We start from the raw sequence: 26,502 nt of genomic DNA on the forward strand, positions 1-26,502 counted from the left end.
CATTAATGGGGCAGCGGGGCCAGTTGCTTGTTGCGGCGGAACTTCGCCTGCAGCCGGTCGAAGTAAAGGTAGACCACCGGGGTGGTGTACAGCGTCAGCAGTTGGCTCATCACCAGGCCGCCGGCGATGGTGATGCCGAGCGGCTGGCGCAGCTCCGCGCCGTCGCCGCGGGTCAGCACCAGCGGCAGCGCGCCGAACAACGCCGCCAGCGTGGTCATCATGATCGGCCGGAAACGCAGCAGGCTGGCCTGGAAAATCGCCTCGCGGGCGCTGATGCCGCCGTTGCGCTGCGCCTCGAGCGCGAAGTCGACCATCATGATGGCGTTTTTCTTCACGATGCCGATCAACAGCATGATGCCGATCAGCGCGATCAGGCTGAACGGCGCGCCGAACAGCTCGAGCGCCAGCAGCGCCCCCACGCCGGCGGAAGGCAGCGTGGAAAGGATGGTCAGCGGATGGATATAGCTCTCGTACAGCACGCCGAGCACGATGTACACCGTGGCGATCGCCGCCAGGATCAGGATCAGCTGCGACTTCAGGGTGTCCTGGAACACCTGGGCGGTGCCGGCGAACGCGCCGCGCACCGTAGACGGCACGCCGAGCTGAGTCATGGTGCGCTCGACCGCGGCGGTGGCGTCCGACAGGCTGCCGCCGTCCGGCAGATTAAAGGAGACGGTCGAGGCGGCGGACAGCCCCTGATGGTTGACCGACAGCGGCGCGTTGGCCGGCCGCCAACTGGCGAAGTAGGAGAGCGGTATCGCTTTGCCTTCGTTGTTGATGATGAACATTTTGTCCAGCGAACTCACGTCCTGGGTGTAGGGCGGCGCCACTTCCATCACGACTTTGTATTGGTTGAGCGGTTGGTAGATGGTCGAAATCTGTCGCTGGCCGAAGGCGTTGTTCAACAGGTTGTTGGCGTCGGACACCGAAATGCCGAGGCGCGCCATGGTTTCGCGATCGTAGACCAGATCCATCTCCGAGCCTTTATCCTGCTGATCCGAGTTGACGTCCGCCAGCTCGGGCAATGCGGCCAGTGCGGCGCGGATCTTCGGCTCCCACTCGCGCAGCGCGGCGAGATCGTCCGCCAGCAGCGTATATTGATAGCTGGCGTTGGCCTGCCGGCCGCCGACGCGGATATCCTGCACCGCCATCAGAAACAGGCTGGCGCCCGGTTCTTTGGCCAGGCGGGCGCGCAGGCGGGCGATCACTTTCTGCGCGTCGTCGCTGCGTACCGACAGGGGTTTCAGTGAGATGAACATCGAACCGCTGTTGGTGCGCGAACCGCCGGTAAAACCGGTGACGTTTTCCACGTCCGGATCTTCGCGCACGATTTTCATGAAGTCTTCCAGTTTGCCGCGCATCGCCTGGAACGAAATGCTTTGGTCGGCCTGGATAAAGCCCATCAGACGCCCGGTATCCTGTTCCGGGAAGAAGGTTTTCGGGATGCTGATATACAGCCAAACGTTGAGCGCAACGGTGGCGAGGAACACCGCCAGCACCCAGCGCGAGTGGCCGAGCACCCAGTTCAGCGAGCGCCCGTAGCCCTGCTGCAGCCCCAGCAGCATTTTACCGAAGCCGCGCGCCCGCCGCTGCGAACGCGGCGGCTGGTGGCGCAGCAGGTAGGCGCACATCATCGGCGTGAGCGTCAGCGAGACGATCAGCGACAGCCCGATCGACACCGACAGAGTGACGGCGAACTCGCGGAATAGCCGGCCGGGCAGGCCTTCCATCAGCAGCAGCGGGATAAACACCGCCACCAGCGAAACGCTCATCGACAGCACGGTGAAACCGACCTCCCGCGCGCCCAGCAGCGCGGCGTTGATCGGTTTCATGCCGGCCTCGACGTGGCGGGAAATGTTTTCCAGCACCACGATGGCGTCGTCCACCACAAAGCCGGTGGCGATGGTCAACGCCATCAGCGACAGGTTGTTGAGGCTGAACCCGCACAGATACATGGCGGCGAACGAGCCGATCAGCGACACCGGTACGGCGACAGCCGGGATCAGCGTGGCGCGCCCGGAGCGCAGGAAGATGAACACCACCAGGATCACCAGCCCGATGGCGATCGCCAGCGACTGCTCCACCTCGGCCAGCGACGCGCGGATGGTCGGCGAACGATCCTGCGCGACGTTGAGTTGAATCGAAGCCGGGATATTCTCCTGCAGGGCGGGCAGTTCGGCGCGAATGCGATCGACGGTTTCGATGATGTTGGCGTCCGGCGCGCGGCTGATGGCCAGAATGATCGCCGGTTTGGCGTCGGTCATCCCGGCGTTGCGCACGTCTTGCACCGAGTCTTTGACCTCGGCCACGTCGGCTAAACGCACCGCCGAGCCGTTGTTGTAATGAATGATCAGCGGACGATAAGCATCGGCGGTTTTCAGCGCGTCGTTGGCCTGGATCTGCCAGCGCTGCTGCGGGTTTTCCACGGCGCCCTGCGGGCGGCGCACGTTGGCGTTGGCGATGGCCTGCCGTACGGTGTCCAGCGACACGCCCTGATTGAACAGCGCCGAAGGGTTCAGCTCCACCCGCACCGCCGGCAGCGAGCTGCCGCCGACGGAAACGTCGCCGACGCCCTCGGTCTGGCTGATCTTCTGCGCCAGCTGGGTGGAGGCGAAATCGTAAAGCTGCCCCTGACTGTAGGTGTCCGAGGTCAGCGTCAGGATCATGATCGGCGCGTCGGATGGGTTGACCTTGCGGTAGCTGGGGCGGCTCGGCATGCCGGTCGGCAGCAGGCTTTGCGCGGCGTTAATCGCCGCCTGCACGTCGCGCGCGGCGCCGTTGATATCGCGATCGAGATCGAACTGCAAAATGACCCGGGTACTGCCGAGCGAGCTCATCGAGGTCATTTCGTTAACCCCGGCGATGCGGCCCAGTGCGCGCTCCAGCGGCGTTGCCACCGAGGACGCCATGGTTTCCGGCGAGGCGCCCGGCAGCGACGCGCTGATCGAAATCACCGGAAAATCCACCTGCGGCAGCGGCGACACCGGCAGCAGGCGAAAGCCGATCGCGCCGCTGATGGCGATGGCCAGCGTCAGCAGGGTGGTGGCCACCGGCCGGTGAATGAACAGGGCGAAGAATTTCACGGCAGCTCCTGCGTATCCGGCTGGCGATGCGTGTTGCGCGCCAGTTTGTCAAACAGCAGGTAGATCACCGGCGTGGTGAATAACGTCAGGATCTGGCTCATGATCAAACCGCCGACCATACAGACGCCGAGCGGATGCCGCAGCTCCGCGCCGACGCCGGTGCTCAGCATTAGCGGCAGCGCGCCGAGCAGGGCCGCCAGCGTGGTCATCAGGATCGGCCTAAAACGCAGCAGGCAGGCCTGATAGATGGCGTCGCGCGGCGATAAGCCCTGCTCGCGTTCCGCCGCCAGCGCGAAGTCGATCATCATGATGGCGTTCTTCTTCACGATGCCGATCAGCAGGATGATGCCGATGATGGCGATCACGTCCAGCTCGCTGCCGGCCATCATCAGCGCCAGCAGCGCGCCAACCCCGGCGGTCGGCAGGGTGGAGAGGATGGTCACCGGGTGAATGAAACTTTCATACAGCACGCCCAGCACGATGTACATCGCCACTACCGCCGCCAAAATCAGCCACAGCGTGCTGCCGAGCGCCGCCTGGAAGGCCAGGGTCGCCCCCTGGAATTGGGTGGTGATGTCCCTTGGCATGTTGAGATTTTTTTCCGCCTGGGTGACCGCGTCCACCGCTTCGCCGAGCGAGTAGCCGTCGGCGACGTTGAACGAAACGGTGGCCGATGGGAACTGATCGAGATGGTTGACCGACAGCGGGCCGAAGCGCTCTTCGATTTTGGCGATGGCGCTCAGCGGCACCACGGCGCCGTCCTTGCCGCTCAGACGGATCTCATTGAGCGCCGCCAGCCCCGGTGTCGCGCTGACGTCGTGCTCCAGCACCACGCGGTATTGGTTGGCCTGGGTGTAGATGGTGGAGATCAGGCGCTGGCCGAAGGCGTTGTACAGCGCATTGTCCACGTCGCTCATGGTGACGCCGAGGCGCGAGGCCGAATCGCGATCGACGTTGACGTAGGCCACCAGCCCCTGATCCTGCCAATCGCTGGTGACGTCCGCCAGCTGCGGGGTGCGCTTCAGCTCATCCATCAGCTGCGGCACCCACAGGCTGAGATCGTCCAGCGACATCGCCTGCAGGGTGAACTGGTACTGGGTGCGGCTGACCTGGGTATCGATGGTCAGATCCTGCACCGGCTGCAGGTACAGCTTCACGCCGGGGAACTGCGCCGTTTGCTGCTGCAAACGGCTGATGACCGCCGGAATGCGGTCGCTGCGTTCGCTCAGCGGTTTCAGGTTGATCTGCAGCCGGCCGCTGTTGAGCGTGGCGTTGCTGCCGTCGACGCCGACGAACGAGGTCAGGCTTTCCACCGCCGGATCTTTGAGGATCTGCGCCGCGACCTGCTGCTGGCGCTCGGCCATGTTGCTGAACGAGACGCTCTGCGGCGCTTCCAGCGTGCCCTGAATGATGCCGTTGTCCTGCACCGGGAAGAAACCTTTCGGGATCAGCAGGTACAGCAGCACCGTCAGCGCCAGGGTGCCCACGGCCACGCCAAGCGTCAGCCAGGGATGGTTAAGCACCGTTTTCAGCCACTGGCCGTAGCGCGCGATCACCCGCTCGAAAAAGCGTTCGGAGGCGGCGGAAAAACGGTTCTGCTTGCGCAGAGATTCGTGGCTGAGCATGCGCGCGCACATCATCGGCGTCAGCGTCAGCGACACCACGGCGGAGATCAAAATCGCTACCGCCAGCGTGACGGCGAACTCGCGGAACAGGCGGCCGACGATGTCGCCCATGAACAGCAGCGGGATCAGCACCGCCACCAGCGAGAAGGTCAGCGAGATGATGGTGAAGCCGATCTCGCCGGCCCCTTTCAGCGCGGCGTCGAGCGGCTTTTCCCCTTTCTCGATGTAGCGCGAGATGTTCTCGATCACCACGATGGCGTCGTCCACCACGAAGCCGGTGGCGATGGTCAGCGCCATCAGCGTCAGGTTGTTGATGGAGAAGCCGAGGAAGTACATGGCGGCGAAGGTGCCCACCAGCGACAGCGGCACCGCCACGCTGGGGATAATGGTCGCCGGCACGTTGCGCAGGAACACGTAGATCACCATCACCACCAGCGCGACAGCCAGCAGCAGCTCGAACTGCACGTCGCTGACCGAGGCGCGGATGGTGGTGGTGCGATCGGTCAACACCTTAACGTCGACCGACTTGGGCAGGCTTTTAATCAGCGTCGGCAGCATTTCGCGGATGCTGTCGGCGGTGGTGATGACGTTGACGCCGGGCTGGCGTTGGATGTTCAGCACGATCGCCTGCTGCTGGTTGGCCCAGGCCGCCAGCCGGGTGTTTTCCGCCCCTTGTTCGATGGTGGCGATATCCTGCAGGCGGATCGCCGCGCCGTTTTGATAGGCGACGATCAGCTGGCGATAGTCGTCGGCGGATTTCATTTGGTCGTTGGCGGACAGGGTGACCGATCGGGTCGGGCCGTCAAGGCTGCCTTTCGCCGAGTTGACGTTGGCGTTGCTGATGGCGGCGCGGATGGTTTCGCTGTTCAGGCCATAGGCGGCGACCGCCGCGGCGTTTAATTTTACGCGCACCGCCGGGCGTTGGCCGCCGGCCAGGGTCACCAGGCCGACGCCGGTCACCTGAGAAATTTTTTGCGCCACGCGGGTTTCCACCATGTCTTCCACCTGCGTCATCGGCATGGCGGTGGAGGTGACGGCCAGCGTCAGGATCGGCGGATCGGCGGGGTTAACCTTGCTGTAAATCGGCGGGTAGGGCAGATCGTTCGGCAGCAGGTTGGTGGCGGCGTTGATCGCCGCCTGCACTTCCTGCTCCGCGACGTCGAGCGGCAGCGTCAGCTGGAATTGCAGCGTCACCACCGAGGCGCCGCCGGCGCTTTGCGACGCCATTTGCTTCAGGCCGGACATCTGGCCGAACTGGCGTTCCAGCGGTGCGGTAATGGCGGAGGTGACCACGTCCGGGCTGGCGCCGGGGTATAGCGTCACCACCTGGATGGTGGGGTAGTCCACTTCCGGCAACGCGGATACCGGCAGCGCGCGATAGCCGATAATCCCCGCCAGCAATATCGCCACCATCAGCAGCGTGGTGGCGACCGGACGCAGAATAAACAGGCGGGACGGACCGCCGCCGGCGTTGGGAGGCATCACCTGCATCAGGACTTCCTCTGAACGTCAGGTTCGCGCTTGGCTTTTGACGTCGCAGGCGCGTCGTTCGGCGCGAGCACTTCCACCTGCATGCCTTCGGTCAGGCGATCGATGCCGTCGGTCACCACCCGATCGCCGGCGTTGAGGCCGGCGCTGATCACCACCTGCCGGCTGTCCTGCACGCCGGCGGTGACCCGATGTTTGCTGACCTTGTTGTCTTCGCTGAGCGTCCAGACGAAGTTGCCTTCGTTGCCCATCTGCAGCGCGGCGGTCGGGATCACCACCGCATCGTGCAGGGTATCCACCTGCAGCCGCGCGTTGACGAACTGGTTGGGGAACAGCGCGTCATCTTCGTTGGCGAAACGCGCTTTCAGCTTGATGGTGCCGGTGGCGGTATCAATTTGGTTGTCCAGGCTCAGCAGCGAACCGGTCGTCAGCTTGTTCTGGTTGGTGCGATCCCAGGCTTCGACGCTCACCGGCCCGGCTTTTTGCGCCTTGAGCAGATCGGCGATGTTGCCTTCGGGCAGCGTGAACACTACGTCGATCGGGTGCGTCTGCGTGATCACCACCAGACCGGTGGTGCTGCCGCTGGTGACGTAGTTGCCGACGTCGACCAGTTTCAGGCCGACGCGGCCGTCGATTGGCGCAGTGATGCGGCTGTAGGTGATCTGCAGTTTGGCGCTGTCGACCGCGCCCTGATCGGCTTTGATGGCGCCTTCGGTTTGCTGCACCAGCGAGGCCTGCGTATCCAGCTCCTGACGGGAAACCAGATTGGTTTTCACCAACTGCTGATAGCGCGCCAGATCGCGCCGGGCGTTGGCCAGCGTGGCCTGATCTTTCGCCAACTGCCCCTGAGCCTGGGTCAGCTGCACCTGGAACGGCCGGGGATCGATCTCCGCCAGCAGATCGCCGGCTTTGACCTGCTGGCCTTCGGTAAAGTGGATCGCCATCAGCTGGCCATCGACCCGGCTGGTGACGGTCACGGTATTGGCGGCGGTGGCGGTGCCCAAGCCGGAAAGATAGCGCGGCACGGTTTGTTGCGTGGCTGTCGCCGCCTGCACCGGAGACATTGGCGCGCCGCGTCTGCCGCCCGCCGCGCGGCCCGCTCCCGTTTTACCGGCGGCCTGGTGCGCGCCCGGCGTCGTCCCGGCGGTCGGTTGGGCTGCGCTGAAATGGCGCGAGGCCAGAACGGCGACGATGATCGCAATCGCCACAGCCAGCAGGCGCAGAAGCAGGGAACGACGTTGGGGTTTTGCATTCATGGTGGTGAAAATTCTCTCCAAAAGGCAGGGGCGCGGGCACTCATTGCCACAAAAATGACACTCCTTACAGGATACTAGTTTAGCCAGCGAAGACGGCATAAAAATGAAGGAAATATGGAGGAACCGTCAGCATTGTCTTAATAAGTGGGTGATTTGCGCGTGCTATGTTTATAAGTGATTTATTCCGGCTTATAGCCAATCCGTTTTAACGATTTCCTGCATTTGGCGCTAATAATTAACAGGCAAATCATTTAACCCATGGAGCCTTTGTGATGAGCAAGAAACAACTGGGCCGTTCGGGCATTCAGGTGCCGGCGTTGACCTTTGGCGGCAACGTGTTCGGCTGGACGGCGGATCAAGCGACCTCGTTCAATCTGCTGGATGCGCTGGTGGACAATCAGCTCAACTTTATCGATACCGCCGACGTTTATTCCAGCTGGGCGCCGGGCAACCGGGGCGGCGAATCGGAAACCGTCATCGGCGAATGGCTGAAGAAGAGCGGCAAGCGCGACCAGGTGATCATCGCCACCAAGGTGGGCAAACCGATGGGCGAAGGCAAACAGGGGCTGTCGCCGCGCTATATTCAGCAGGCGGTGGAAGATTCGCTGCGCCGTCTGCAAACCGATTATATCGATCTCTACCAGTCGCACGACGATGACCGCGATACGCCGCTGGAAGAGACGCTGGCGGCGTTCGATGCGCTGATCAAGGCCGGCAAGGTGCGGGCGATCGGCGCCTCCAACTATCAGGCGGATCGCCTGGAAGAAGCGCTGCGGGTGAGCGAAAGCAACGGATTGGCGCGCTACGAAACCCTGCAGCCGGAATACAATCTGTATGCGCGCGAAGGGTATGAAGCCGAGCTGGAAGGCGTGGCGCAGCGCCATGGTCTCGGGGTGATCAACTTCTTTGCGCTGGCCAGCGGCTTCCTGACCGGCAAATACCGCAGCAAAGCGGACGAGGGCAAAAGCCAGCGCGGCGATCGCATCGTCGAGCGCTACCTGAACCCGCGCGGTTTCCGCATTCTGGCGGCGCTGGATCAGGTGGCAGGTAAACACGGCAGCTCTCCGGCGCAGGTCTCGCTGGCCTGGCTGATTGCGCGTCCGAGCATCACCGCGCCGATCGTCAGCGCCACCTCGTTGCCGCAGCTGGATGAGTTGGTCAGCGCCACCCGCCTGACGCTGGATGCGGACGACATTCAGACGCTGAACCACGCCAGCGCTGAGTAAGAGCCGCCGGCGATTTTGCTCTATGCTGAAGGGGTCAATATGACTTATTCAGGAAACTGCAATGTCTGGCGATATCATCAACGACCTCGCGGCGCTGGAACAGCTTTACGGCAAACCTGCCGCGCCCTCGGTTTTTAAAGAAGTCAGCTATATCCACCCGGCGTACCGTCCGTTTATCGAGGCGGCGCCGTTTGCCGCCCTCTCGACCGTCGGGCCGGACGGCATGGATGTCTCCCCGCGCGGCGATCCGGCCGGTTTTATCCAGATCGAAGACGAGAAAACCCTGCTGTTGCCGGACCGGCGCGGCAATAATCGCATCGATAGCCTGCGCAATATCCTGCACGATAACCGGGTGGCGCTGCTGTTGCTGATCCCCGGCATCGGCGAAACGCTGCGGATTAACGGGCGGGCGGAGATCGTGGTGGCGCCGGCGGTGTTGCAGCGCTTCGCCCACCGCAACCAGCTGCCGCGTTCGGTGCTGCGCATTCGGGTGGAGGCGGTGTTCTTCCAGTGCAGCCGGGCGATCTTGCGTTCGGGGTTGTGGGAAGAGGGCCGCCGCCTCGAACGTTCGGCGCTGCCCAGCCCCGGCCAAATCTTGGCTGCGGTGAGCCAAACGCGCTTCGACGGTGAGGAGTACGACAGCGCGCTGCCGCAGCGGCTGAAGGATACGCTGTATTAATCGCCGTGGCGTTCGCGCCACGTTTGCCGGTTAAGCCGGTACAAGACGTGCTGTTGCAGCGGATGGCCCGCCGGCAGGCGCGGGTGCAGGAAGGTTTCACCGTCGAAGCGCATACCGATGCGCGTCATCACCCGGCGCGACGGCTGGTTATCTTCGGCGGTGAAGGACACCACTTCCGGCAGGTGCAGCGTGTCGAAGGCGCACGCCAGCGCGGCGCGCGCCGCCTCAGCGGCGTAGCCGTTGCCCCAGTGAGCCGCCGCCAGCCGCCAGCCAATCTCCACGCAGGGGGCGCAAGGCAGGTCGTCACCCGGCCGCGCCAGCCCGACAAAGCCGATAAAAGGCGCGCCGTCTTTCACTTCCACCGCCCACAGCCCCCAGCCGTGTTGTTGCATGAAGGCGCGGATGCGTTCGGCCTGCGCGCGGCTTTCCTCGGCCGTCATCGGCGCCGGGAAATAGCGCATCACCTGCGGATCGGCGTTAAGCGCGGCGAAGGCCGGCAGATCCTCGTCACGCCAGGGGCGCAGCCGCAGCCTGGCGCTGTCGAGGGTAAGCAAGGTGGACATGATAGGGCCTCCAATAAACAAAGGCGCGGCGAGCCGCGCCTTTGGGCTGTCAACGGAACAGCGTTTGCGCCCAGCGCGCCAGCCCGGCGGTGACCGAGCCGAAGTCGTTGCCGCCGACGATCGGAATGCCCGGCAGTTGCTGTTGCAGCGCGGCGCGCAGCAGCGGCGAACGCGCGCTGCCGCCGGTCAGGTAGATCACCTGCGGCGCGGTCTGGCTGCTGGCCAGCGCGGCGCTGACCTGCTCCTGAATGCGCATCAACGGCTGCGAGATGGCGTCGGCGAGCTGATCCTGGCTGATGCTCTCCGCCAGATCGGCCTGCACGAAATTGAGCGGCGCGCTGATGGCCGTTTGGCCGGACAGGGCTATCTTACTCTCTTCGGCCGCCCGCACCAGTCGGTAGCTCAGGCGCTGCTGGTACACTTTCAGCAGGCGTTTCACCTTTTCCGGCTCTGCCGCGTCGAGGATCAGATCGCGCAGCACGCGGCCGTTGGCGGCGCTGTAGAAATCGTTTTGCGCCGGCACGTCGTTGGTCGCCACCGCGTTCCAGTAAGGCAGCGCCGGCAGGGCGATGCCCTTCGCGGTTTCGCCGCCGAGGCCGAACAGCGGCATCAGCTGTTTGAAGGCCAGCATGATGTCCAGATCGTTACCGCCGACCCGGCAGCCGCTGTGGCCCAGCAGGCTCTGCTGGCGATCGGCGCGGTCGCGCCACTGCGGCCCCATCAGCAGCACCGAGCAGTCGGTGGTGCCGCCGCCGATGTCCACCACCAGCACGGTTTGCTCTTCGCTCAGCGTCGCCTCGAAGTCCAGCCCCGCCGCCACCGGCTCGAACTGGAATTCAATGTCCTTGAAACCGGCGCGTTCGGCGGCGCGCTGCAAAATGCCCTGCGCCTGCCGGTTGGCTTCGTCGCCGCCGATGCCCTGGAAGTTGATCGGCCGGCCGATCACCGCCTGATCGATGCCGGTCTGCAGCACCTTTTCCGCCTGGCGTTTGATGTGGAACATCATGGCGCACACCAGGTCTTCGAACAGCGCGATCTGCTGCGGCTTCAGGCCGTTGGCGCCGAGGAAGGATTTCGGCGAGCGCACGAAGTACACCTCTTCCGGATCTTCCATGTAGTGCGCCAGCGCCTGCAGACCGAACAGCACGCTGTCGCCGTTGACCGGAATGTCTTCTTCGCGGTTGTAACTGATGGCGCGGCGCAGCAACTGCTGGTTTTCTTCGCTGCCGGTTGGGATCTGCCAATGGCGGTGCAGGCATTCGCTCACCGCTTCACGGGTCGGCGCACACAGCATCGAAGGCAGATACGGCGCGTTGTTTTCCAGCGTCAACAGCTCGGGGCCGTGGTCGCGCATCACTGCAACGGAACAGTTGGCTGTCCCGTAATCGAATCCAATAAACATCTCTTTTTTGTCCCCATGCCAATGAAGGGGGGCGACTTTACCCGAGACGGGGCCGGCGGGCAATGCGCCAATGCGCGAGTGTCGAAAAATTTAGCGGGCGCGGCGGCGTGCGCGAACTTTCTCAGTGCGGATAACGCTCAAGCCGCAGCAATGGCACAGTCGGCTATGAAAATGGCGTGCTTCGCCCATCAAGACGCACGCCATTTCTTTATACTCAACAGGTATTCCGAGCGGGGAATGCCTTTCCCTATGACTCTGTGATGAGGATTTCATGACGCGCAACTCTACCTTTCTCATGAATATCGGCTGGAGAACCCTGCTGAAAGATCTGGGGCTCCAGCCGACAGATGTTTTACGCCGGGCTGCATTGCCTGAAGATCTGTTGTCACGCACCGCTGAAGGGATCACTACGGAAGAATATTTCCGCTTCTGGCGCGCGATGGAGGAAGGAACGGGCGACCCGTTGTTTCCGTTGAAAATCGTTGCGCTGATGTCAACGGAATCGTTTGACCCTCCGATATTCGCCGCCCTGTGCAGCGCCAATCTGGCGCAAGCTGTCCAGCGGTTAGCGAAATACAAGCAACTTACGGCGCCGATGAGCCTGGAGCTCGTCATCGGCCCTGAAGGCGAAATGACGATTTCACCCCGCTGGCTGTTGGCGGAGGAGGCGGTACCGGCGTCTTTGCTGGTGGCTGAGCTGGCATTTTATGTTCGGCTGGCGCAGCTTGCCACGCGCGAACCGGTAAAAGCGCGCCGTATCACCTTGCCTGAACTGCCGCCTGCAGCCCTTTCACGCCCCTTGGCAGGCTTCTTCGGCTGCGCGGTAACGCCTGGGGCAGGGCCGGGCATTACTTTCTCCTCCGCAGATGCCTTGCGTCCCTTTTTGACAGTGAATGAGGGCATGTGGCGCGTTTTCGAACCCGAGCTGCGTCGTCGCCTCAGTGAACTGGACGCCACGGCAACCACCGGAGAGCGCGTTTGTGCGGTGCTGCTGGAGTTGATTCCCAGCAATACCGCCGGCATCGACGTGGTGGCGGCAAGATTGGGCATGAGCCGCCGGACGCTGCAGCGGCGTCTGGAAGATGAGGGTGAGAGTTTTCGTTCGCTGAGCAACGGCACCCGGGAAAAATTGGCGCGCCACTATCTTAAGCATTCGACCCTTACCAACGGAGAGATTGCCTTTTTGCTCGGTTTTGAAGAACCGAACTCTTTCTTCCGCGCCTTTCACGAATGGACAGGGCAAACGCCGGAAGCGGCTCGCCAGGCGATGCGGCTGAATTAGCCGAGAGGCGCTGTTCACGTTGGCGCATTCTGCGAGTTGATTGGCGCGGTTCGACATGGTTGCGGCAGCGCCCGTCGCTTAAAGTGGACAACATACAGACTGCGCAGGCAGTCGCCAACGCAATCATCCTAATAAGGAGCAGTCAGTATGAAGTCCAAAGTGATCCTGGTGACCGGCGCCTCATCCGGTATTGGCGAAGCCACCGCCGTCACGTTAAAGCAGCGCGGGCACACCGTTTATGCGGCCGCCCGCCGGGTTGAACGCATGCAGGCTCTGGCTGCCGCCGGCATTCGCGTTTTGCCTTTGGACGTCACCGACGATGCTTCCATAGCGCAGGCGGTAAAGACCGTCATCGCCGAAACGGGGCGTATCGATGTGTTGGTCAATAACGCCGGTTACGGCTCCTATGGCGCTATTGAAGACGTTTCTGCGGATGAGGCTCGCGCTCAATTTGATGTGAATGTGTTCGGTGCGGTTCGGCTGACGCAGCTGATTTTGCCGCACATGCGAGCGCAGCGCTCCGGCACCGTCATCAATATTACGTCGATGGGCGGGAAAATACATACGCCGCTGGGCGGATGGTATCACGGCACCAAATTCGCCTTGGAGGCCATCAGCGACTGTTTGCGCATGGAGGTGCAACCTTTTGGCATCGACGTCGTGGTGATCGAACCCGGCGGCATCCAGAGTGAATGGGCGGATATCGCCGCGGAAAAACTGATCGGCGTTTCCGGCCAGAGCGAGTACGCCGCTCAGGCTCACGCTGTCGCCCACGCCATGGTCAGCGACGCCAGCAAGAAACGGCAATCGCCGCCGAGCGTGATTGCCGATACGATCGCCAAAGCCGTCGTCGCCCATCGTCCGAAAACGCGCTATGCCGTGGGGTTTGGCGCGAAACCGCTGATTTTTCTGCGGCGCTTGTTGTCCGATCGCGCCTTCGATGGGCTGATGCGCCGGGCATTGGGGGTACCGCGCCGGGGGCAATAAATTGTCGGGCAGCGGGGCTTTATGTCGGTGGCGGTGAAAATGGTGCGTCTGAACGCTGTTCAGACGCATAATCATTAAAGACAATCGCTAATCTGGACGGTGGGAAGGTGCGTAACTTAATGTCCGAATTCCGCACGTCAGCACGCCAGCCGAGCCCCATAATGCAGAAAAAACCGACCCCGAGCGTTGCCATGAATACTCAACAGCAAGCGTTGTACGACGCGCTGCGCGCGCGTGACCGCAAATTCGACGGCCGTTTTTTCGTCGGCGTCTCTTCAACCGGTATCTATTGTCGCCCGGTGTGCAGCGCCCGTACGCCGAAGCTGGAAAACTGCACCTTCTATCCGAGCGCGGCGGCGGCAGAGTTGGCGGGATTTCGCCCCTGCCTCAAATGCCGGCCGGAGCTGGCGCCCGGTCTGGCGCTGATCGACTTGGGCAACCGCTATGCGCAGGTGGCAGTGCAGCTCATCGAGCAGGGGTATCTGTCTGAACACAGCTGCGAAGCGCTGGCGGCGCGGCTGGGCATTTCCGATCGTCACCTGCGGCGCATCTTCGCCGAACAGTTTGGCGCCTCACCGATCGATTACGCGCAGTCGCACCGGCTGCTGCAGGCCAAACGCCTGCTGGCGGATACCGATCTGCCGCTCAGCGAGGTGGCGTTCGCCGCCGGATTCGGCAGCCTGCGGCGTTTCAACGAGCTGTTCAAGGCGCGCTACCGCCTGATACCGTCAGCGCTGCGCAGCGGCGGCGCGCGCGGTGAACGGGCCGCCGCCAGCGGGCTGGTGTTTCACCTGGGCTATCGGCCGCCCTATGACTGGGAGCGCATGCTGAATTTCTTGCAGGCGCGCGCCGTGCAGGGCGTGGAGCGGGTCGACGGACGCCGCTACCTGCGCTCGATCGCCGTCAGCCAGGGCGGCACGGAACACCGCGGCTGGGTCAGCGTGCAGCCGGAAGAAGCGCGCAATCGGGTTCGGGTAGAGATCGCGCCTGCGCTCAGTCTGGTGACGACGGAGGTGTTGCGCCGGGTGCGCCTGCTGTTTGATCTGGATGCCGCGCCGGACCGCATCAATGAGGCGCTGGGCTCGCTGGCGGCCGATGCGCCGGGATTGCGCCTGCCGGGCTGCGTGAACAGTTTCGAGCAGGCGGCGCGGGCGGTGCTGGGCCAGTTGGTCAGCGTAAAAATGGCGGCGACCTTCGCCGGGCGGATGGCTGAACGCTGGGGGGAAACCCTGGCGACGCCGCATGAGGGCATCACCCATGTCTTCCCCTCCGCAGAACGGGTGGCGCAGCTGCAGCCCGAAGAACTGCGCCCGCTCGGGGTGCAGCTGAAGCGCGCGGCGGCGCTGATCGAGATCGCCCGCGCGCTGGGCGAAGGGCGGCTGCAGCTCGATAACGTGCTGGATATCGAACAGGGCATCGAGGCGCTGACCGCGCTGCCGGGCATCGGCAACTGGACCGCCAGCTATATCGCGATGCGCGCCTGGTCGTGGCCGGACGTGTTCCTGGCCGGTGATTACCTGATCAAACAGCGTTTTCCCGGCATGACGCCGCGCCAGATTGAACGCTACGCTGAACGTTGGCGCCCGTGGCGTTCTTACGCCACGCTGCATCTGTGGCACAACGACGGCTGGGCGCCGGAAGGGGAGAGTTGAACGCAGAGCTAGCGAGGGGTGTCGATCAGCTGCAGCAGGCGGCTCATGCCCTCGCGCATCAGGAACGCCAGCAGCTTTTCCCGCTCGGCCGGCGTCAGGTGGTAGTAATACTCGATCCAGACCCGTATCGGATCCTGGCGTTTGACGTCGTAATCCGGATGGTCGGTTTCGCGCAACGCCGACAGGCTGCGCGCGCCGAACGGCAGACTGTCGATATGGTATTCCAGCGCTTTGCCCTGTACGCCGCTGCGGCGGCGGCTGACCCAGCCTTCACGCCGGGCCATCAAATTGACCCCTTGCGGAGTTGAAGGCAACCCCGCCTTACCCATCAGTTCCCTGGCGGAAAACCATTTCTTTTCCATAGTCCCTTATCCCTGAGCCATCACATGTCGAGGAAAATCAACGGATACGCTGATACTCGCATGGGCGCTTCATCTTACTTAATCGTTTAAGCTTCAGGTGTTATTTATATCACTAATCTTGTCTTGGTTAACATAATGTGACGGATGAGGGAATACGGGGGGGGGTTTGAGCGCGGCAAATGGCGGCGGCGGCTCTGTTATTCTGGCGAATCATCAGGGCACGTTTTCAACGATGTTATCCGGTGGAAAGGGCCGGCACAGAGCCGGCTTTTGGCGTCTTACAGCAGGAACAGGGTGGCGAGGCCGAGGAAGATGAAAAAGCCGCCGGTATCGGTCAGCGCGGTGATGAGCACGCTCGAGCCGACCGCCGGATCGCGGCCCAGTTTGAGCATGGTCATCGGGATCACCACGCCCATCAGCGCCGCCAGCAGCAGGTTGAGCAGCATCGCCAGCGTCATCACGCCGCCCATCGCCGCATCGCCGTACAGCAGCCAGGTGATCACGCCCATGATGCCGCCCCACACCACGCCGTTGATGATGGCGACGCCCAGCTCTCTGAGCATCAGGCGCGAGATGTTGCCGACTTCGATCTGGTGCAGCGCCAGCGCGCGCACGATCATGGTGATGGTCTGGTTGCCGGTGTTGCCGCCGATGCCGGCGACGATCGGCATCAGCGCCGCCAGCGCCACCAGTTGGGAAATGGTGTGTTCGAACAGGCCGATCACTCGCGAGGCGACGAACGCGGTGCAAAGGTTGATCGCCAACCACGCCCAGCGGGTCTTGACCGCTTTGCTGACCGGGGCGAACACGTCTTCTTCCGGGCTCAAACCGCCCATGCGGCGCAGATTGGTATCGCTCTCTTCGTTGACGGCGTCGACGATCTCTTCGATGGTCAAACGGCCCATCAGTTTGCCCTTGGCGTCAACCACCGGGGCGCTGATCAGGTCGTAGCGTTCGAACGCGCCGGCCGCTTCATCGGCCTTGTCTTCGGGCTGAAAGGTGGCGGGATCGCTGTCCATCACTTCGCGTACCGGGATCTCCGGGTCGTTCAACAGCACCGCAGTGAGCGGCAGCTCGCCCAGCAGGGTGTTTTTGCGGTCGGTGACGAACAGTTTATCGGTGGCGTCGGGAATGGTTTTGCGCATGCGCAAAAAGCGGTGCACCGCGCCGAGCGTAACGTCCGGCCGCACCGTCACCAGTTCGAAATCCATCATCCAGCCGACGCTGTCTTTGGCGTATTGGCTCATCTCGCGCACCTGGGCGCGCTGTTCCGGCTCCAGTGAGGTCAACAGCCGGCCCATCAGGTTACGCGGCAGGTATTGCGCCAGATAGGCCTGTTCGTCGACGTCCAGCGTTTTGATCGCTTTGAGCAGGTCTTTGTCGCTCATCTCCTCGATCAGGCTGTCCCAGACCGGTTCGGCGACTTCCACCAGCGTCTGGCCGCGCTTGCTGTTGCCCACCAGCCGCCACAGCGCCATGCGCTCGTCCTGCGGCAAGGCTTCCAGCAGGTCCGCCAGGTCGGCAGCGTGCATGTCGTCCAGCAGGCCGGTAATTTCCGCCGTCTGGTTCAGCAGTTCGCTTTGGCTGAGGGCGTGTTCATCCCCTGGCCGGCCGAGAATACCGTCGACCAATTCCTTATTGTTCAACAACAGAGTGAGAATGCGCTGGCGATGTTCAGCGACTTTTTTGACGTTATGGGTTGCGGCTGACATGGTGTTCCTTAACGGGCGCTCGGCGTTCCTGACGCAGGCTCATTAAAAGATAGAGCATAGCGAGTGCCGGAGTCATTTTTATGAAACGGACGGGGCGCGGCGGTTATTCAGAGGAGGCGTCCTGTTGCGGCGCGCTGACTTCGGCGGCGTTTTGCGCAGCGGCCTGCTTTTTTTCCTGATGATGAGGCACCGCCACCACGGCGGCGTACAGCAGTCGGCCGACTAAAATGATAAAGCTGATAAACAACACTATCTTCGTCATCTGTCCGGTGGTTTTCTTGCGCATATATCACCCGGTATGCCGGTGTCCTGTGTTATTCGCTCGAGAATTTGTAACCGGATTTTAGGCGCTGATGACAAAAGTTGTCCATTTTTTTCCGGCGAGCGGCGCGGCGTATTAGGGTTTCGTTTAGGTTGGCGGAGCGAGGGCGGAAAGAAAAACCCCCTGGCTGGCAGGGGGCGGGGGATCAGGCGGAGCGCTGTTCGTCTTGCGAACCTTCTTCGTCGATCAGCAGCTTCCAGCCGACGACGTCGTTCCAGTAGGCCTGCTCGCGCTCGAAGTCCAGTTGCACCAGGTTGTTTTGCGCCAGGTAGCCGGCCGGGAAGCGCAGCGTCCAGTGGTTGTCGTCGGTGGTCAGGCGCAGCGTTTCCGGCGTGGTGGTCGACTGGCGCTGGTTGTTGAGCAGGGTGCTCAGACGCAGCAGCTGGATCAGCGGCAGGTAGTGTTTCTTTTTGAACAGGTTGAGGCGCGGCAGCTCTTCCAGCTTGATCGCCTTGCGGTGGAAACGCACCAGCGCCGCCAACAGCAGCTGCTGTTCCTGGTTGAAGCCAGGCAGGTTGGAGTTTTGCAGAATGTAGGCCGAATGGCGATGCATGCCGCTGTGGTTGATGCTCAGCCCCACTTCGTGCAGCATGGCGGCCCATTTCAGCAGGGCTTCCAATTGCGGATGCACCAGCTTGGTGTTTTGCGCCATCCACTGCGAATAGAGCAGTTCGGTGGTTTCCAGCACCCGCTTGGCCTGTTCGCGGTCGATGTTGTAGTGATCGGCCAGGCTTTTGGCGGTGCGGCTGCGGATGTCCTGGTGGCGGAAGCGGCCTTCCATTTCATACAGCACGCCTTCGCGCAGCGCGCCGTCGGACAAGCGCAGATCGCGGATCGCCAGCGCATCGAACACGCCGCACAGGATAGCCAGCCCCGGCACGAACACCGATTGGCGATCTTCCGATAGCCCCGGCAGGCTCAGCGAGCTGAAGCTTTTGAACTGCAGCACCTGTTCGGCGAGCATTTCCAGGCGTTCCAGGGTGATCAGACCGTCTTTTTCGCCCATCGCCACCAGCACTTCATGGGCGGCCTTGATGGTGCCCGAGGCGCCCAGCGCATACTGCCAGCCCTGAATGCGGTACTGCCAGGCCAGCGTTTCCAGCTTCTGCGCCGCCGCCAGCCGCGCGCGGCGGAAGTTGTTTTTGCTGATCTCGCCGCCGGGGAAGAACAGCTGGGCGAAGCTGACGCAGCCCATGCGGCGGCTTTCCGCCAGCAGCGGCTCGAAGTCTTCGCCGATCACCAGCTCGGTGGAGCCGCCGCCGATGTCGATCACCAGCTTGCGGCCTTTCTCCGGCTGGGTGTGTTCCACGCCCATGAAGATCAGACGCGCTTCTTCCTGGCCGGCGATGATTTCGATCGGGTAGGGGATCACTTTGGCGGCGCGCTTGAGGAACACTTCGGCGTTCACCGCCTGGCGCAGGGTGTGGGTCCCGACGATGGTGACGTTATCCGCCGGGAAGCCCTGCAGCCGTTCGGCAAACAGCGCCAGGCAGGCCAGGCCGCGTTCTATCGCCTCTTCACTGAGTACGTTGTTGCTGTCCAATCCGTCGGCGAGGTGCACCCGCTGTTTTAAACGGCCCAATACCTGTAAGGCGCCGTTGACGACGCGGGCGATCACCATGTGGAAACTGTTCGACCCGAGGTCGATGGCGGCGATTTCCTGCGGTTTGTTCGTTGCAGTGTTTTTTAGCGGCATAGTTGCTGGCCTACTGTCCTGGTTGTTCCAGAGCTTTTAAATACTCGTAAATAGCCACCTGGGCGCGCACTTTGCGGCGGTTGCCGCGCGGCACGTACTGGTTGCTCAGTTCTTTATCCACATAACGGGCCTTGACCGTATCGCTGAACAGGATCTCCAGAATGTCCAGAACGCGCTGTTTCAGCACCGGATCCAGCAGCGATACCGCCACTTCGATACGGTAATCTATGTTGCGGGTCATCCAGTCGGCGGAGGACAGATACACCCGTTTGTCACCTTTGTTGTCGAAAACGTAAACCCGATCGTGTTCCAAAAAGCGATCGACGATGCTGATCACCTGAATATTGTCGCTGATCCCCGGCAGGTTGGGAATCAGGGAACACATGCCCCGCACCAGCAGACGGATCTTCACGCCGGCGCCGGACGCGGTATATAACCGATCTACCAGCCCTTTATCCACCAGATTATTTATTTTCAACATAATGCCGGCCTGTTCCCCGGCCTGGGCGTTGGCGATTTCGTTGTCGATCAGCTCATACAACTTCAGGCGCGAGTTCTGCGGCGACACCATCAGGTTATCGAAGGTGACCGGGCGGTAGGGGTTCTCGATAAAGTTGAATACCCGGCGCACTTCGTTGGTGATGCGCGAGTCGGCGGTCAACAGCGAATAGTCGGTGTAGATGCGCGCGGTTTTTTCGTTAAAGTTGCCGGTGCCGATATGAGCATAGCGCACAATTTCATCGCCTTCACGGCGCGAAATCAGGAACAGTTTGGCGTGGATTTTCAGCCCCGGCGCCGAGAAGATCACGTGCACGCCGGCTTCGGTCAGGCGCTTCGCCCAATGAATGTTGGCCTCTTCGTCGAAGCGCGCCTGCAGCTCGACCACCACCGTGACCTTTTTGCCGTTGTGCGCGGCGTGGATCATCGATTCGATGATGCGCGAGTCTTTCGCCACCCGGTAGATGTTGATTTTGATCGCCAACACGCTCGGATCGAACGACGCCTGGCGCAGCAGCTCCAGCACGTGTTCGAAGGTGTGATACGGGTAGTAGAGCAGCACGTCCTTTTCGCGAATGGCGTCGAAGCCGTTGCGGAAACCGTCGAACCAGATGTGGCGCAGGCGCGGCAGCGGCTTGTTGACCAGATTGGCCTTGCCGACGTTCGGGAAACTGATGAAATCTTTGAAATTGTGGTAGCGGCCGCCGGCGATCACCGAATCGTAGTTGGAGATGCCCAGCTTGCCGCGCAGCAGTTCCACCATTTCATTCGGCATGTCGCGCTGATAAACGAAGCGCACCGGCTCGGCGGTCAGGCGTTGTTTCAGGCTGGAAGACATCAGTTCCAGCAGGCTGGATTCCATTTCGGTCACCAGATCGTACTCTGCGTCGCGGGTCATCTTCATCGAATAGGCGTTGAGCGCGTCGTAATCGAAGAAGCCCTTGAAAATATCGTCCAGGCAGTAACGCAGAATGTTGTCGAGCAGGATCATCGGCTTGCGGCGGCGCGGCGCTTCCGGCGGCAGATTGACGAAGCGTGGCACCTTGTCGGACGGGATTTCCAGCAGCGCATAGTCGATGCGCGCGCCGCGGATGATCTCCACCGCCAGATAGGTGTAATCGTCTTTCAGGAACTGCACCAGGTTGGTGTCGTGGTTGATCAGGATCGGCGTGATGTGCTGGCGCAGGTGCTGTTTGAAATATTGTCGCAGCCAGATTTGCTGGTTCTCGGACACCTGGCGTTCGTTGATCAGGAAGATCTGGTTGCGCGCCATTTCCAGCAGCAGATCGTTGTACAGACCGTCGAACTCCTGATCGGTTTTCAGCACCTTGGCCTGGATCTTTTTCAGCAGATGGCGTGAGGAACCGGCGGAACCTTGCTCTTCGCTGATCAGGATGCGCCGTTTGAGATCGGCGAAGCGGACTTTATAGAACTCGTCGAGGTTGTTGGAGTAAATGCCCAGAAAACGCATACGTTCAATCAGGGGATTGCTCTTATCTGCGGCTTCCTGCAACACGCGCTCATTAAAGGATAACCAGCTTAGTTCTTTTTCGATGTAGAGCTTTTCCTGACCCATTGCCACTCCAGTTCAAATTTAGAATAGGATCCGGGACGCAGCGCCCGGATGCCGCTCTAGTGTCCTTCATCATTATTGCGAGAGATTGACAGGAAAGTCCAACATATCCATTGCGTTGGCGCGCGGCGTTTTTCGGCGGCAATAAATTTTCCCCGCGGCGGGATGCCCGGCAGTGAAATGATCAGCATGAAATGACGGTTAGCAGGCTTATTCTTGGCGTTATAAAGCGTGTTTATGGTCATTTTTCAGCAATATATCAAATTCATATTGTCTGATGGCAGTGTAAAAAACCTGAGTTATGGCGGGTAACTTTGTCATGCAAACGTCATAAAACTGACATAAGATGCCCGGTTATCTTACGGCGCAAGCCCGATTACATCAGCGACAGCGAGACACATGACACAGACGACGGCCAATCAACATCCCCGAGATCGCATGCGCGGGCGCATCGACCGCGGCGTGCAGGCGGCAGTGACCGCCAGCGGGCTGATGGTGCTGATGACGTTGATGCTGATCTTCGTTTATCTGCTGTTCGCGGTGCTGCCGTTGTTCAAACCCGCCTCGCTCGGCCAGGCGCAGCCGCTGCCGTTCACGGTATCGGCCCCGGCGCTGGCGCTGGGCATGGACGTGCAGCAGCGCGTCGGTTATCGCATCGACGCGCAGGGCGCGGGGCAATTTTATCGTCTGACGCCGGCGCCGAGCGGCCAGGCCCAGACGCCGCTGGCGCAGCAGACGCTGTTGGCCAAACCGACGCTGCTCGCGCAGGCCGCCGGCGAGCGCGATCTGTTCGCGTTGGCGCAGGCCGACGGCCGGTTGGTGGTGGCGCGCGCGGATTTCGCCACGGCGGAAAACGGCCGGCCGCAGTGGCAGTTCCCGCTCGGGCAGCAGCCATTGGCGCTGGATCCACAGCGCAAGCCGCTGAAGCTGCTGTCGCTGGCGGATGCGCATCGCGGGCAGTATCTGCTGGCCGGAGTGACCGACGATCGGCGGCTGGTGTTCGGCCGCTTCAGCCCCGACCGGCCGCCACAGTTCAGCGAGCGGCCGCTGGAGCACGACGGGGAGCAACTGGTGCTGACGCCGGATGGCCGCCAGCTTTATCTGCTGACCGGCAACCGACTGGCGCGTTACCAGATCGACGGCGCACAGCTGCAGCTGCGCGAAACGCGCATCTTGGGCGAACACGCCCCGTATCAGATGACGGCGCTGCCCGGCGGCAGCGCGCTGCTGATCAAGGGCGCCGACGGCAATCTGCGCGAGTGGTTCGAGGTGGAAAAAGATCGGCGCTGGCGCCTGACGCCGGTGCAGCATTTCGACCACGGCGCCGACGGGCAGGAGCTGACGGTGGCTGAGCCTTACCGCCGGGTGTTCGCCACCCTGCGGCCCGATGGCGGCTTCTCGCTGTTCTCCGCCATTCAACCGCAGCCGCTACTGAATACCCGTTTGGGCGCCGAGGTGCGGCAGATGGCGTTCGCGCCGCGCGGCGATGGCCTGCTGCTGGAGAGCGCGCAGGGCTGGCAACGCTATGCGCTCGACAACCCGTATCCGGACGTCACCTGGCGTTCGTTGTGGGGCAAGGTGTGGTATGAGAACTACCCGCAGCCGGCCTATGTCTGGCAGTCCACCTCCGGCGAAGACAGTTACCAACCCAAATTCAGCCTGATGCCGGTGATCTTCGGCACCTTTAAGGCGGCGGCTTACGCGATGCTGTTCGCCATCCCGCTGGCCTTGGCCGGCGCCATCTATACCGCTTACTTTATGACGCCGGGGCTGCGGCGGGTGATCAAACCGGCTATCGAAGTGATGGGCGCGCTGCCGACGGTGGTGATCGGGCTGGTGGCCGGCATTTGGCTGGCGCCGATCATCGAGCAGTATCTGTTGGCGGTGCTGGCGTTGCCGCTGCTGCTGGCGGCGGCGGTGCTGCTGTGCGGCGCGTTGACCCATCGCCTGATGCCGCGCTGCCGGCCGGGCGTCGATCTGCTGCTGCTGCCGCTGCTGGCGTTGACGGTGTGGCTGGCGCTCAACCTGGGGCCGCGGCTGGAGGTGGCGTTGTTCGGTGAGCCGCTGCATTTCTGGCTGGGGGATAATTATGACCAGCGCAATGCGCTGGTGGTGGGTGTGGCGATGGGTTTCGCGCTGGTGCCGATCATCTTCTCGCTGGCGGAGGACGCACTGTTCAGCGTGCCGGCCACCTTGAGCCAGGGTTCTTTGGCGCTGGGCGCTACCCAGTGGCAGACGGTGATCAAGGTGGTGCTGCCATCCGCCAGCGCCGGCATTTTCTCCGCGCTGATGATCGGCTTTGGCCGCGCGGTGGGGGAAACCATGATCGTGCTGATGGCCACCGGCAACACGCCGATTATCGACGGCAGCCTGTTCCAGGGGCTGCGCGCGCTGGCGGCCAACATCGCCATTGAAATGCCGGAGGCGGTCTCCGGCAGCAGCCATTACCGCGTGCTGTTCCTGACCGCGCTGGTGCTGTTTGTCTTCACCTTCGTGTTCAACACGCTGGCGGAGGCGGTGCGCCTGCGGCTGCGCAAGCGCTACACGCCGAATCAGGAGGCGCCATGAAGAACTGGGTGAAGAGCGGGTCGCCGTGGATATGGCTGACCGCCGGTTCGGTGGCCGTCAGCCTGCTGGCGCTGATCGGCATTCTGTTGCTGCTGGCCGGACAGGGGATGCGCTATTTCTGGCCGAGTCCGGTTTATCAGTTCGAACTGAATCAGAACGGCGCCGGACCGGTGACGGTGATTGGCGAGTTGTATCAGCAGCAAAGCATTTCCCGGCGCCAGCTGGCCGAGGCGGGCGTTACGCCGCCGGGCGAGGCGCAGAACGTCGAGCGTTACCTGATCAAAGTCGGCAACCGCGAGCGCGAGGGGCAGGATTTCCGCACCTTGCTGGCCAGCGATATCCGCAGCCAAAGCACGCCGCGCAGCCTGTTGGTGTTGGAACGCGACAGCCACGGCACCGCCTACGGCTATCTGGCGGGGCTGCTGGAAGACGGGCAACCGCTGACCGGCCGCCATCTGGGGCAGGCGTTGCAGCAAAGGCTGCCGCAAATCGCCGCGCTCTCGCGCCAGGCGCACGACATTCAATTCCGCGACATGGCGCGCATCAATCAGCAGTTTGACGCGCTGCGGCTGCGGGAAAAACGCCTGCAGCGCGACGATAAGCTGGACGCCCGCGCACAGGACGCCATCAAGGCCGAGCGGCTGGAGCTGCAGCGGCAGTATCAGCTGTTGTCCGAACGTCTGGCGGGGCTGAACCGCGATCGCCAGCGCGATGCGTTACTGCTGCGCGACATGCACGGGCAGACGTTGACCATTCCGCTCAGCCAGGTGCGCGATGCCTGGTACCCGAACGCCATGAGCACCTCCGAGAAGCTGGCACACTGGGGCGAGCAGGTGAAGAAGTTCCTCACCGACAGCCCGCGCGAAGCGAATACCGAAGGCGGGGTGTTCCCGGCCATTTTCGGCACGGTGTTGATGGTGATCCTGATGTCGATCGTGGTGATGCCGTTTGGCGTGATCGCGGCGGTATATCTGCACGAGTATGCCGGCAACAATCTGCTGACGCGGGTGATCCGCATCGCGGTGGTCAACCTGGCCGGGGTGCCTTCGATCGTCTACGGTGTTTTTGGCCTCGGCTTCTTTGTTTACATGATTGGCGGCGCGCTCGATCAGCTGTTCTATCCTGAATCCTTGCCCAACCCGACCTTCGGCACGCCCGGCGTGCTGTGGGCGGCGCTGACGCTGGCGCTGCTGACGTTGCCGGTGGTGATCGTCGCTACCGAGGAAGGGCTGTCGCGCATTCCCACCTCGCTGCGGCAGGGCTCGATGGCGCTGGGCGCCAGCCGGGCCGAGACGCTGTGGCGCATCGTGCTGCCAATGGCGGCGCCGGCGATGATGACCGGCCTGATCCTGGCGGTGGCGCGCGCCGCCGGGGAGACCGCGCCGCTGATGTTGGTGGGGGTCGTGAAATCGGTGCCGGTGCTGCCGGTGGACGAGATTTTCCCGTATCTGCACCTGGAGCGGAAGTTCATGCATTTGAGCTTCCAGATCTACGATATGGCATTCCAGAGCCCGAGCGTAGAGGCGGCGCGGCCGCTGGTGTTCGCCACCGCCTTCCTGCTGGTGACGATCGTGGTGAGTTTGAATCTGGCGGCGATGGGTATCCGCCATTCGTTGAGGGAGCGGTACCGAGCATGGTCGCAGTAACAATGACGCTATTTTTGGGGAGTGCGTAATGGGTTTGATGACGCCAGGCAGTTTGCCCCGGCTGGATGTCCAGCATCTCGACGATGAACAGACCGCGCTGGCGGTCAACGGCCTGAACCTGTTTTATGGCGACAAACAGGTGCTGCACGATATTTCGCTGCGTATCCCGAAGCACCGGGTGACGGCTTTGATCGGCCCCTCGGGCTGCGGTAAATCGACGCTGCTGCGCTGTTTCAACCGCATGAACGATCTGGTGGACAACTGCCGCATCGAGGGCGAACTGCAGCTGAACGGCGCGGCGATCTCCGGCGCGCAGATCGACGTGGCGGCGCTGCGGCGGCGGGTGGGCATGGTGTTCCAGCGGCCGAACCCGTTCCCGAAATCGATCTATGAAAACGTGGTGTACGGCCTGCGGCTGCAGGGCGTGCGCGACCGGCGTTTGCTGGATGAGGCGGTGGAGCGTTCGCTGCGCGCCGCCGCGCTGTGGCATGAGGTAAAAGATCGGCTGCGCGAAAACGCGTTCCGCTTGTCCAGCGGCCAGCAGCAGCGCCTGGTGATCGCGCGCGCCATCGCCATCGAGCCGGAGGTGTTGCTGCTCGACGAGCCGACCTCGGCGCTGGATCCGATCTCCACGCTGACCATCGAAGAGCTGATTTCCGCACTCAAGCAGCGCTATAGCGTGGTGCTGGTGACGCACAATATGCAGCAGGCGGCGCGCGTCTCCGACTACACCGCCTTTATTCATCAGGGGCGGCTGGTGGAATACAACGACACCGACGCGATTTTTACCTCGCCGCGCCAGCGCCGCACCGAAGACTATATTACCGGGCGGTATGGGTGAGGCCGTTTGGGCTATGAACAAACGAAAGGCTGCACAACCGT

The 26,502-nt window shown here is 62.4% G+C and carries 18 protein-coding genes; 8 read left to right on the forward strand and 10 right to left on the reverse strand.

Features of this window, described 5'->3' with window-relative positions; translation table 11 throughout:
• Positions 1-2: 2 nt before the first annotated feature.
• The 3 genes from mdtC to ACMGF7_RS13870 are packed head-to-tail and all read right to left on the reverse strand — an operon-like array spanning position 3 to position 7,452.
• Entirely contained in the window at positions 3-3,083 is a 3,081-nt protein-coding gene (gene mdtC / locus ACMGF7_RS13860; RefSeq protein WP_049239887.1) for a multidrug efflux RND transporter permease subunit MdtC, read from the reverse strand.
• A complete protein-coding gene (locus ACMGF7_RS13865) occupies positions 3,080-6,199 on the reverse strand; it encodes an MdtB/MuxB family multidrug efflux RND transporter permease subunit (RefSeq protein ID WP_049239886.1) in 3,120 nt (1,039 codons plus the stop codon). Before ACMGF7_RS13865 ends, mdtC begins: the two co-directional genes overlap by 4 nt.
• Positions 6,199-7,452, reverse strand: a complete 1,254-nt coding sequence (locus tag ACMGF7_RS13870) for an MdtA/MuxA family multidrug efflux RND transporter periplasmic adaptor subunit (protein ID WP_420286480.1) — start codon at positions 7,450-7,452, stop codon at positions 6,199-6,201. Before ACMGF7_RS13870 ends, ACMGF7_RS13865 begins: the two co-directional genes overlap by 1 nt.
• A 272-nt stretch (positions 7,453-7,724) precedes the next feature.
• Between ACMGF7_RS13870 and ACMGF7_RS13875 the strand changes: the two genes are divergently transcribed.
• Together ACMGF7_RS13875 and ACMGF7_RS13880 are read left to right on the forward strand one after the other, a co-directional pair.
• On the forward strand, positions 7,725-8,678 hold the full coding sequence (locus ACMGF7_RS13875) for an aldo/keto reductase (protein WP_015378734.1): 954 nt from the start codon (positions 7,725-7,727) through the stop codon (positions 8,676-8,678).
• Between the two features lie 61 nt (positions 8,679-8,739).
• Positions 8,740-9,357, forward strand: coding sequence for a pyridoxamine 5'-phosphate oxidase family protein (locus ACMGF7_RS13880; protein WP_004941582.1), 618 nt, complete (start codon positions 8,740-8,742; stop codon positions 9,355-9,357).
• On the opposite strand, the gene ACMGF7_RS13885 is transcribed toward ACMGF7_RS13880, so the two are convergent.
• Together ACMGF7_RS13885 and yegD are read right to left on the reverse strand one after the other, a co-directional pair.
• Positions 9,354-9,920 carry a GNAT family N-acetyltransferase gene (locus ACMGF7_RS13885; protein ID WP_164095079.1) on the reverse strand — a complete coding sequence of 189 codons (567 nt, stop codon included), beginning with the start codon at positions 9,918-9,920 and terminating at the stop codon, positions 9,354-9,356. The genes ACMGF7_RS13880 and ACMGF7_RS13885 overlap by 4 nt on opposite strands.
• A gap of 49 nt (positions 9,921-9,969) precedes the next feature.
• Entirely contained in the window at positions 9,970-11,322 is a 1,353-nt protein-coding gene (yegD, locus tag ACMGF7_RS13890) for a molecular chaperone (RefSeq protein WP_085337330.1), read from the reverse strand.
• Positions 11,323-11,593: 271 nt separating this feature from the next.
• Here yegD and ACMGF7_RS13895 point away from each other — a divergent pair, with 271 nt between their 5' ends.
• From ACMGF7_RS13895 to alkA, 3 genes are all read left to right on the forward strand, one after another.
• On the forward strand, positions 11,594-12,604 hold the full coding sequence (locus ACMGF7_RS13895) for an AraC family transcriptional regulator (RefSeq protein WP_049239882.1): 1,011 nt from the start codon (positions 11,594-11,596) through the stop codon (positions 12,602-12,604).
• 147 nt (positions 12,605-12,751) lie between these two features.
• Positions 12,752-13,591, forward strand: a complete 840-nt coding sequence (locus ACMGF7_RS13900) for an oxidoreductase (protein ID WP_197763908.1) — start codon at positions 12,752-12,754, stop codon at positions 13,589-13,591.
• A 161-nt stretch (positions 13,592-13,752) separates the two neighbouring features.
• Positions 13,753-15,243 carry a DNA-3-methyladenine glycosylase 2 gene (alkA, locus tag ACMGF7_RS13905; RefSeq protein WP_021504426.1) on the forward strand — a complete coding sequence of 497 codons (1,491 nt, stop codon included), beginning with the start codon at positions 13,753-13,755 and terminating at the stop codon, positions 15,241-15,243.
• Between the two features lie 8 nt (positions 15,244-15,251).
• Here the strand turns inward: alkA and ACMGF7_RS13910 are convergent, their stop codons facing one another.
• From ACMGF7_RS13910 to ppk1, 5 genes are all read right to left on the reverse strand, one after another.
• The gene (locus tag ACMGF7_RS13910) at positions 15,252-15,605 is read right to left on the reverse strand and encodes a DNA-binding protein (protein WP_004941591.1); all 354 of its coding nucleotides are present in this window, start codon (positions 15,603-15,605) and stop codon (positions 15,252-15,254) included.
• A gap of 278 nt (positions 15,606-15,883) precedes the next feature.
• Positions 15,884-17,317, reverse strand: coding sequence for a magnesium transporter (gene mgtE, locus ACMGF7_RS13915; RefSeq protein ID WP_015378729.1), 1,434 nt, complete (start codon positions 17,315-17,317; stop codon positions 15,884-15,886).
• 103 nt (positions 17,318-17,420) lie between these two features.
• Complete coding sequence (locus ACMGF7_RS13920; RefSeq protein ID WP_004941600.1) at positions 17,421-17,603, reverse strand: YfgG family protein; 183 nt, start codon at positions 17,601-17,603, stop codon at positions 17,421-17,423.
• Positions 17,604-17,784: 181 nt separating this feature from the next.
• On the reverse strand, positions 17,785-19,335 hold the full coding sequence (gene ppx, locus ACMGF7_RS13925; protein ID WP_033632396.1) for an exopolyphosphatase: 1,551 nt from the start codon (positions 19,333-19,335) through the stop codon (positions 17,785-17,787).
• Between the two features lie 10 nt (positions 19,336-19,345).
• Entirely contained in the window at positions 19,346-21,409 is a 2,064-nt protein-coding gene (gene ppk1 / locus ACMGF7_RS13930; RefSeq protein ID WP_420286482.1) for a polyphosphate kinase 1, read from the reverse strand.
• A 396-nt stretch (positions 21,410-21,805) separates the two neighbouring features.
• On the opposite strand from ppk1, the gene ACMGF7_RS13935 reads away from it, so the two are divergent.
• Genes ACMGF7_RS13935 through pstB form a run of 3 tightly spaced genes read left to right on the forward strand, consistent with a single transcriptional unit; the run spans position 21,806 to position 26,461 of the window.
• Positions 21,806-23,974: an ABC transporter permease subunit gene (locus tag ACMGF7_RS13935; RefSeq protein WP_420286483.1), complete on the forward strand. Its 2,169-nt coding sequence runs from the start codon at positions 21,806-21,808 to the stop codon at positions 23,972-23,974.
• Positions 23,971-25,620, forward strand: a complete 1,650-nt coding sequence (pstA, locus tag ACMGF7_RS13940; RefSeq protein WP_273875489.1) for a phosphate ABC transporter permease PstA — start codon at positions 23,971-23,973, stop codon at positions 25,618-25,620. Before ACMGF7_RS13935 ends, pstA begins: the two co-directional genes overlap by 4 nt.
• A gap of 28 nt (positions 25,621-25,648) precedes the next feature.
• Positions 25,649-26,461 (forward strand): phosphate ABC transporter ATP-binding protein PstB, encoded by an 813-nt coding sequence (gene pstB, locus ACMGF7_RS13945; RefSeq protein ID WP_004941613.1) that lies wholly within the window; start codon positions 25,649-25,651, stop codon positions 26,459-26,461.
• Positions 26,462-26,502 lie beyond the last annotated feature (41 nt).

It is taken from the genome of Serratia sp. BNK-17 (assembly GCF_048684935.1).
Classification (GTDB): Bacteria; Pseudomonadota; Gammaproteobacteria; order Enterobacterales; family Enterobacteriaceae; genus Serratia; species Serratia nematodiphila.

Excerpts from the sequence above, each read along its gene's own strand:
- alkA (WP_021504426.1), top strand. The coding sequence starts at position 13,753 with ATGCAGAAAAAACCGACCCCGAGCGTTGCCATGAATACTCAACAGCAA.
- ACMGF7_RS13870 (WP_420286480.1), bottom strand. The coding sequence starts at position 7,452 with ATGAATGCAAAACCCCAACGTCGTTCCCTGCTTCTGCGCCTGCTGGCT.
- mgtE (WP_015378729.1), bottom strand. The coding sequence starts at position 17,317 with ATGTCAGCCGCAACCCATAACGTCAAAAAAGTCGCTGAACATCGCCAG.
- ACMGF7_RS13920 (WP_004941600.1), bottom strand. The coding sequence starts at position 17,603 with ATGCGCAAGAAAACCACCGGACAGATGACGAAGATAGTGTTGTTTATC.
- ACMGF7_RS13900 (WP_197763908.1), top strand. The coding sequence starts at position 12,752 with ATGAAGTCCAAAGTGATCCTGGTGACCGGCGCCTCATCCGGTATTGGC.
- ACMGF7_RS13875 (WP_015378734.1), top strand. The coding sequence starts at position 7,725 with ATGAGCAAGAAACAACTGGGCCGTTCGGGCATTCAGGTGCCGGCGTTG.
- ACMGF7_RS13865 (WP_049239886.1), bottom strand. The coding sequence starts at position 6,199 with ATGCAGGTGATGCCTCCCAACGCCGGCGGCGGTCCGTCCCGCCTGTTT.
- ACMGF7_RS13935 (WP_420286483.1), top strand. The coding sequence starts at position 21,806 with ATGACACAGACGACGGCCAATCAACATCCCCGAGATCGCATGCGCGGG.
- ACMGF7_RS13895 (WP_049239882.1), top strand. The coding sequence starts at position 11,594 with ATGACGCGCAACTCTACCTTTCTCATGAATATCGGCTGGAGAACCCTG.
- yegD (WP_085337330.1), bottom strand. The coding sequence starts at position 11,322 with ATGTTTATTGGATTCGATTACGGGACAGCCAACTGTTCCGTTGCAGTG.
- ppk1 (WP_420286482.1), bottom strand. The coding sequence starts at position 21,409 with ATGGGTCAGGAAAAGCTCTACATCGAAAAAGAACTAAGCTGGTTATCC.
- ppx (WP_033632396.1), bottom strand. The coding sequence starts at position 19,335 with ATGCCGCTAAAAAACACTGCAACGAACAAACCGCAGGAAATCGCCGCC.
- pstA (WP_273875489.1), top strand. The coding sequence starts at position 23,971 with ATGAAGAACTGGGTGAAGAGCGGGTCGCCGTGGATATGGCTGACCGCC.
- ACMGF7_RS13910 (WP_004941591.1), bottom strand. The coding sequence starts at position 15,605 with ATGGAAAAGAAATGGTTTTCCGCCAGGGAACTGATGGGTAAGGCGGGG.
- pstB (WP_004941613.1), top strand. The coding sequence starts at position 25,649 with ATGGGTTTGATGACGCCAGGCAGTTTGCCCCGGCTGGATGTCCAGCAT.
- ACMGF7_RS13880 (WP_004941582.1), top strand. The coding sequence starts at position 8,740 with ATGTCTGGCGATATCATCAACGACCTCGCGGCGCTGGAACAGCTTTAC.
- ACMGF7_RS13885 (WP_164095079.1), bottom strand. The coding sequence starts at position 9,920 with ATGTCCACCTTGCTTACCCTCGACAGCGCCAGGCTGCGGCTGCGCCCC.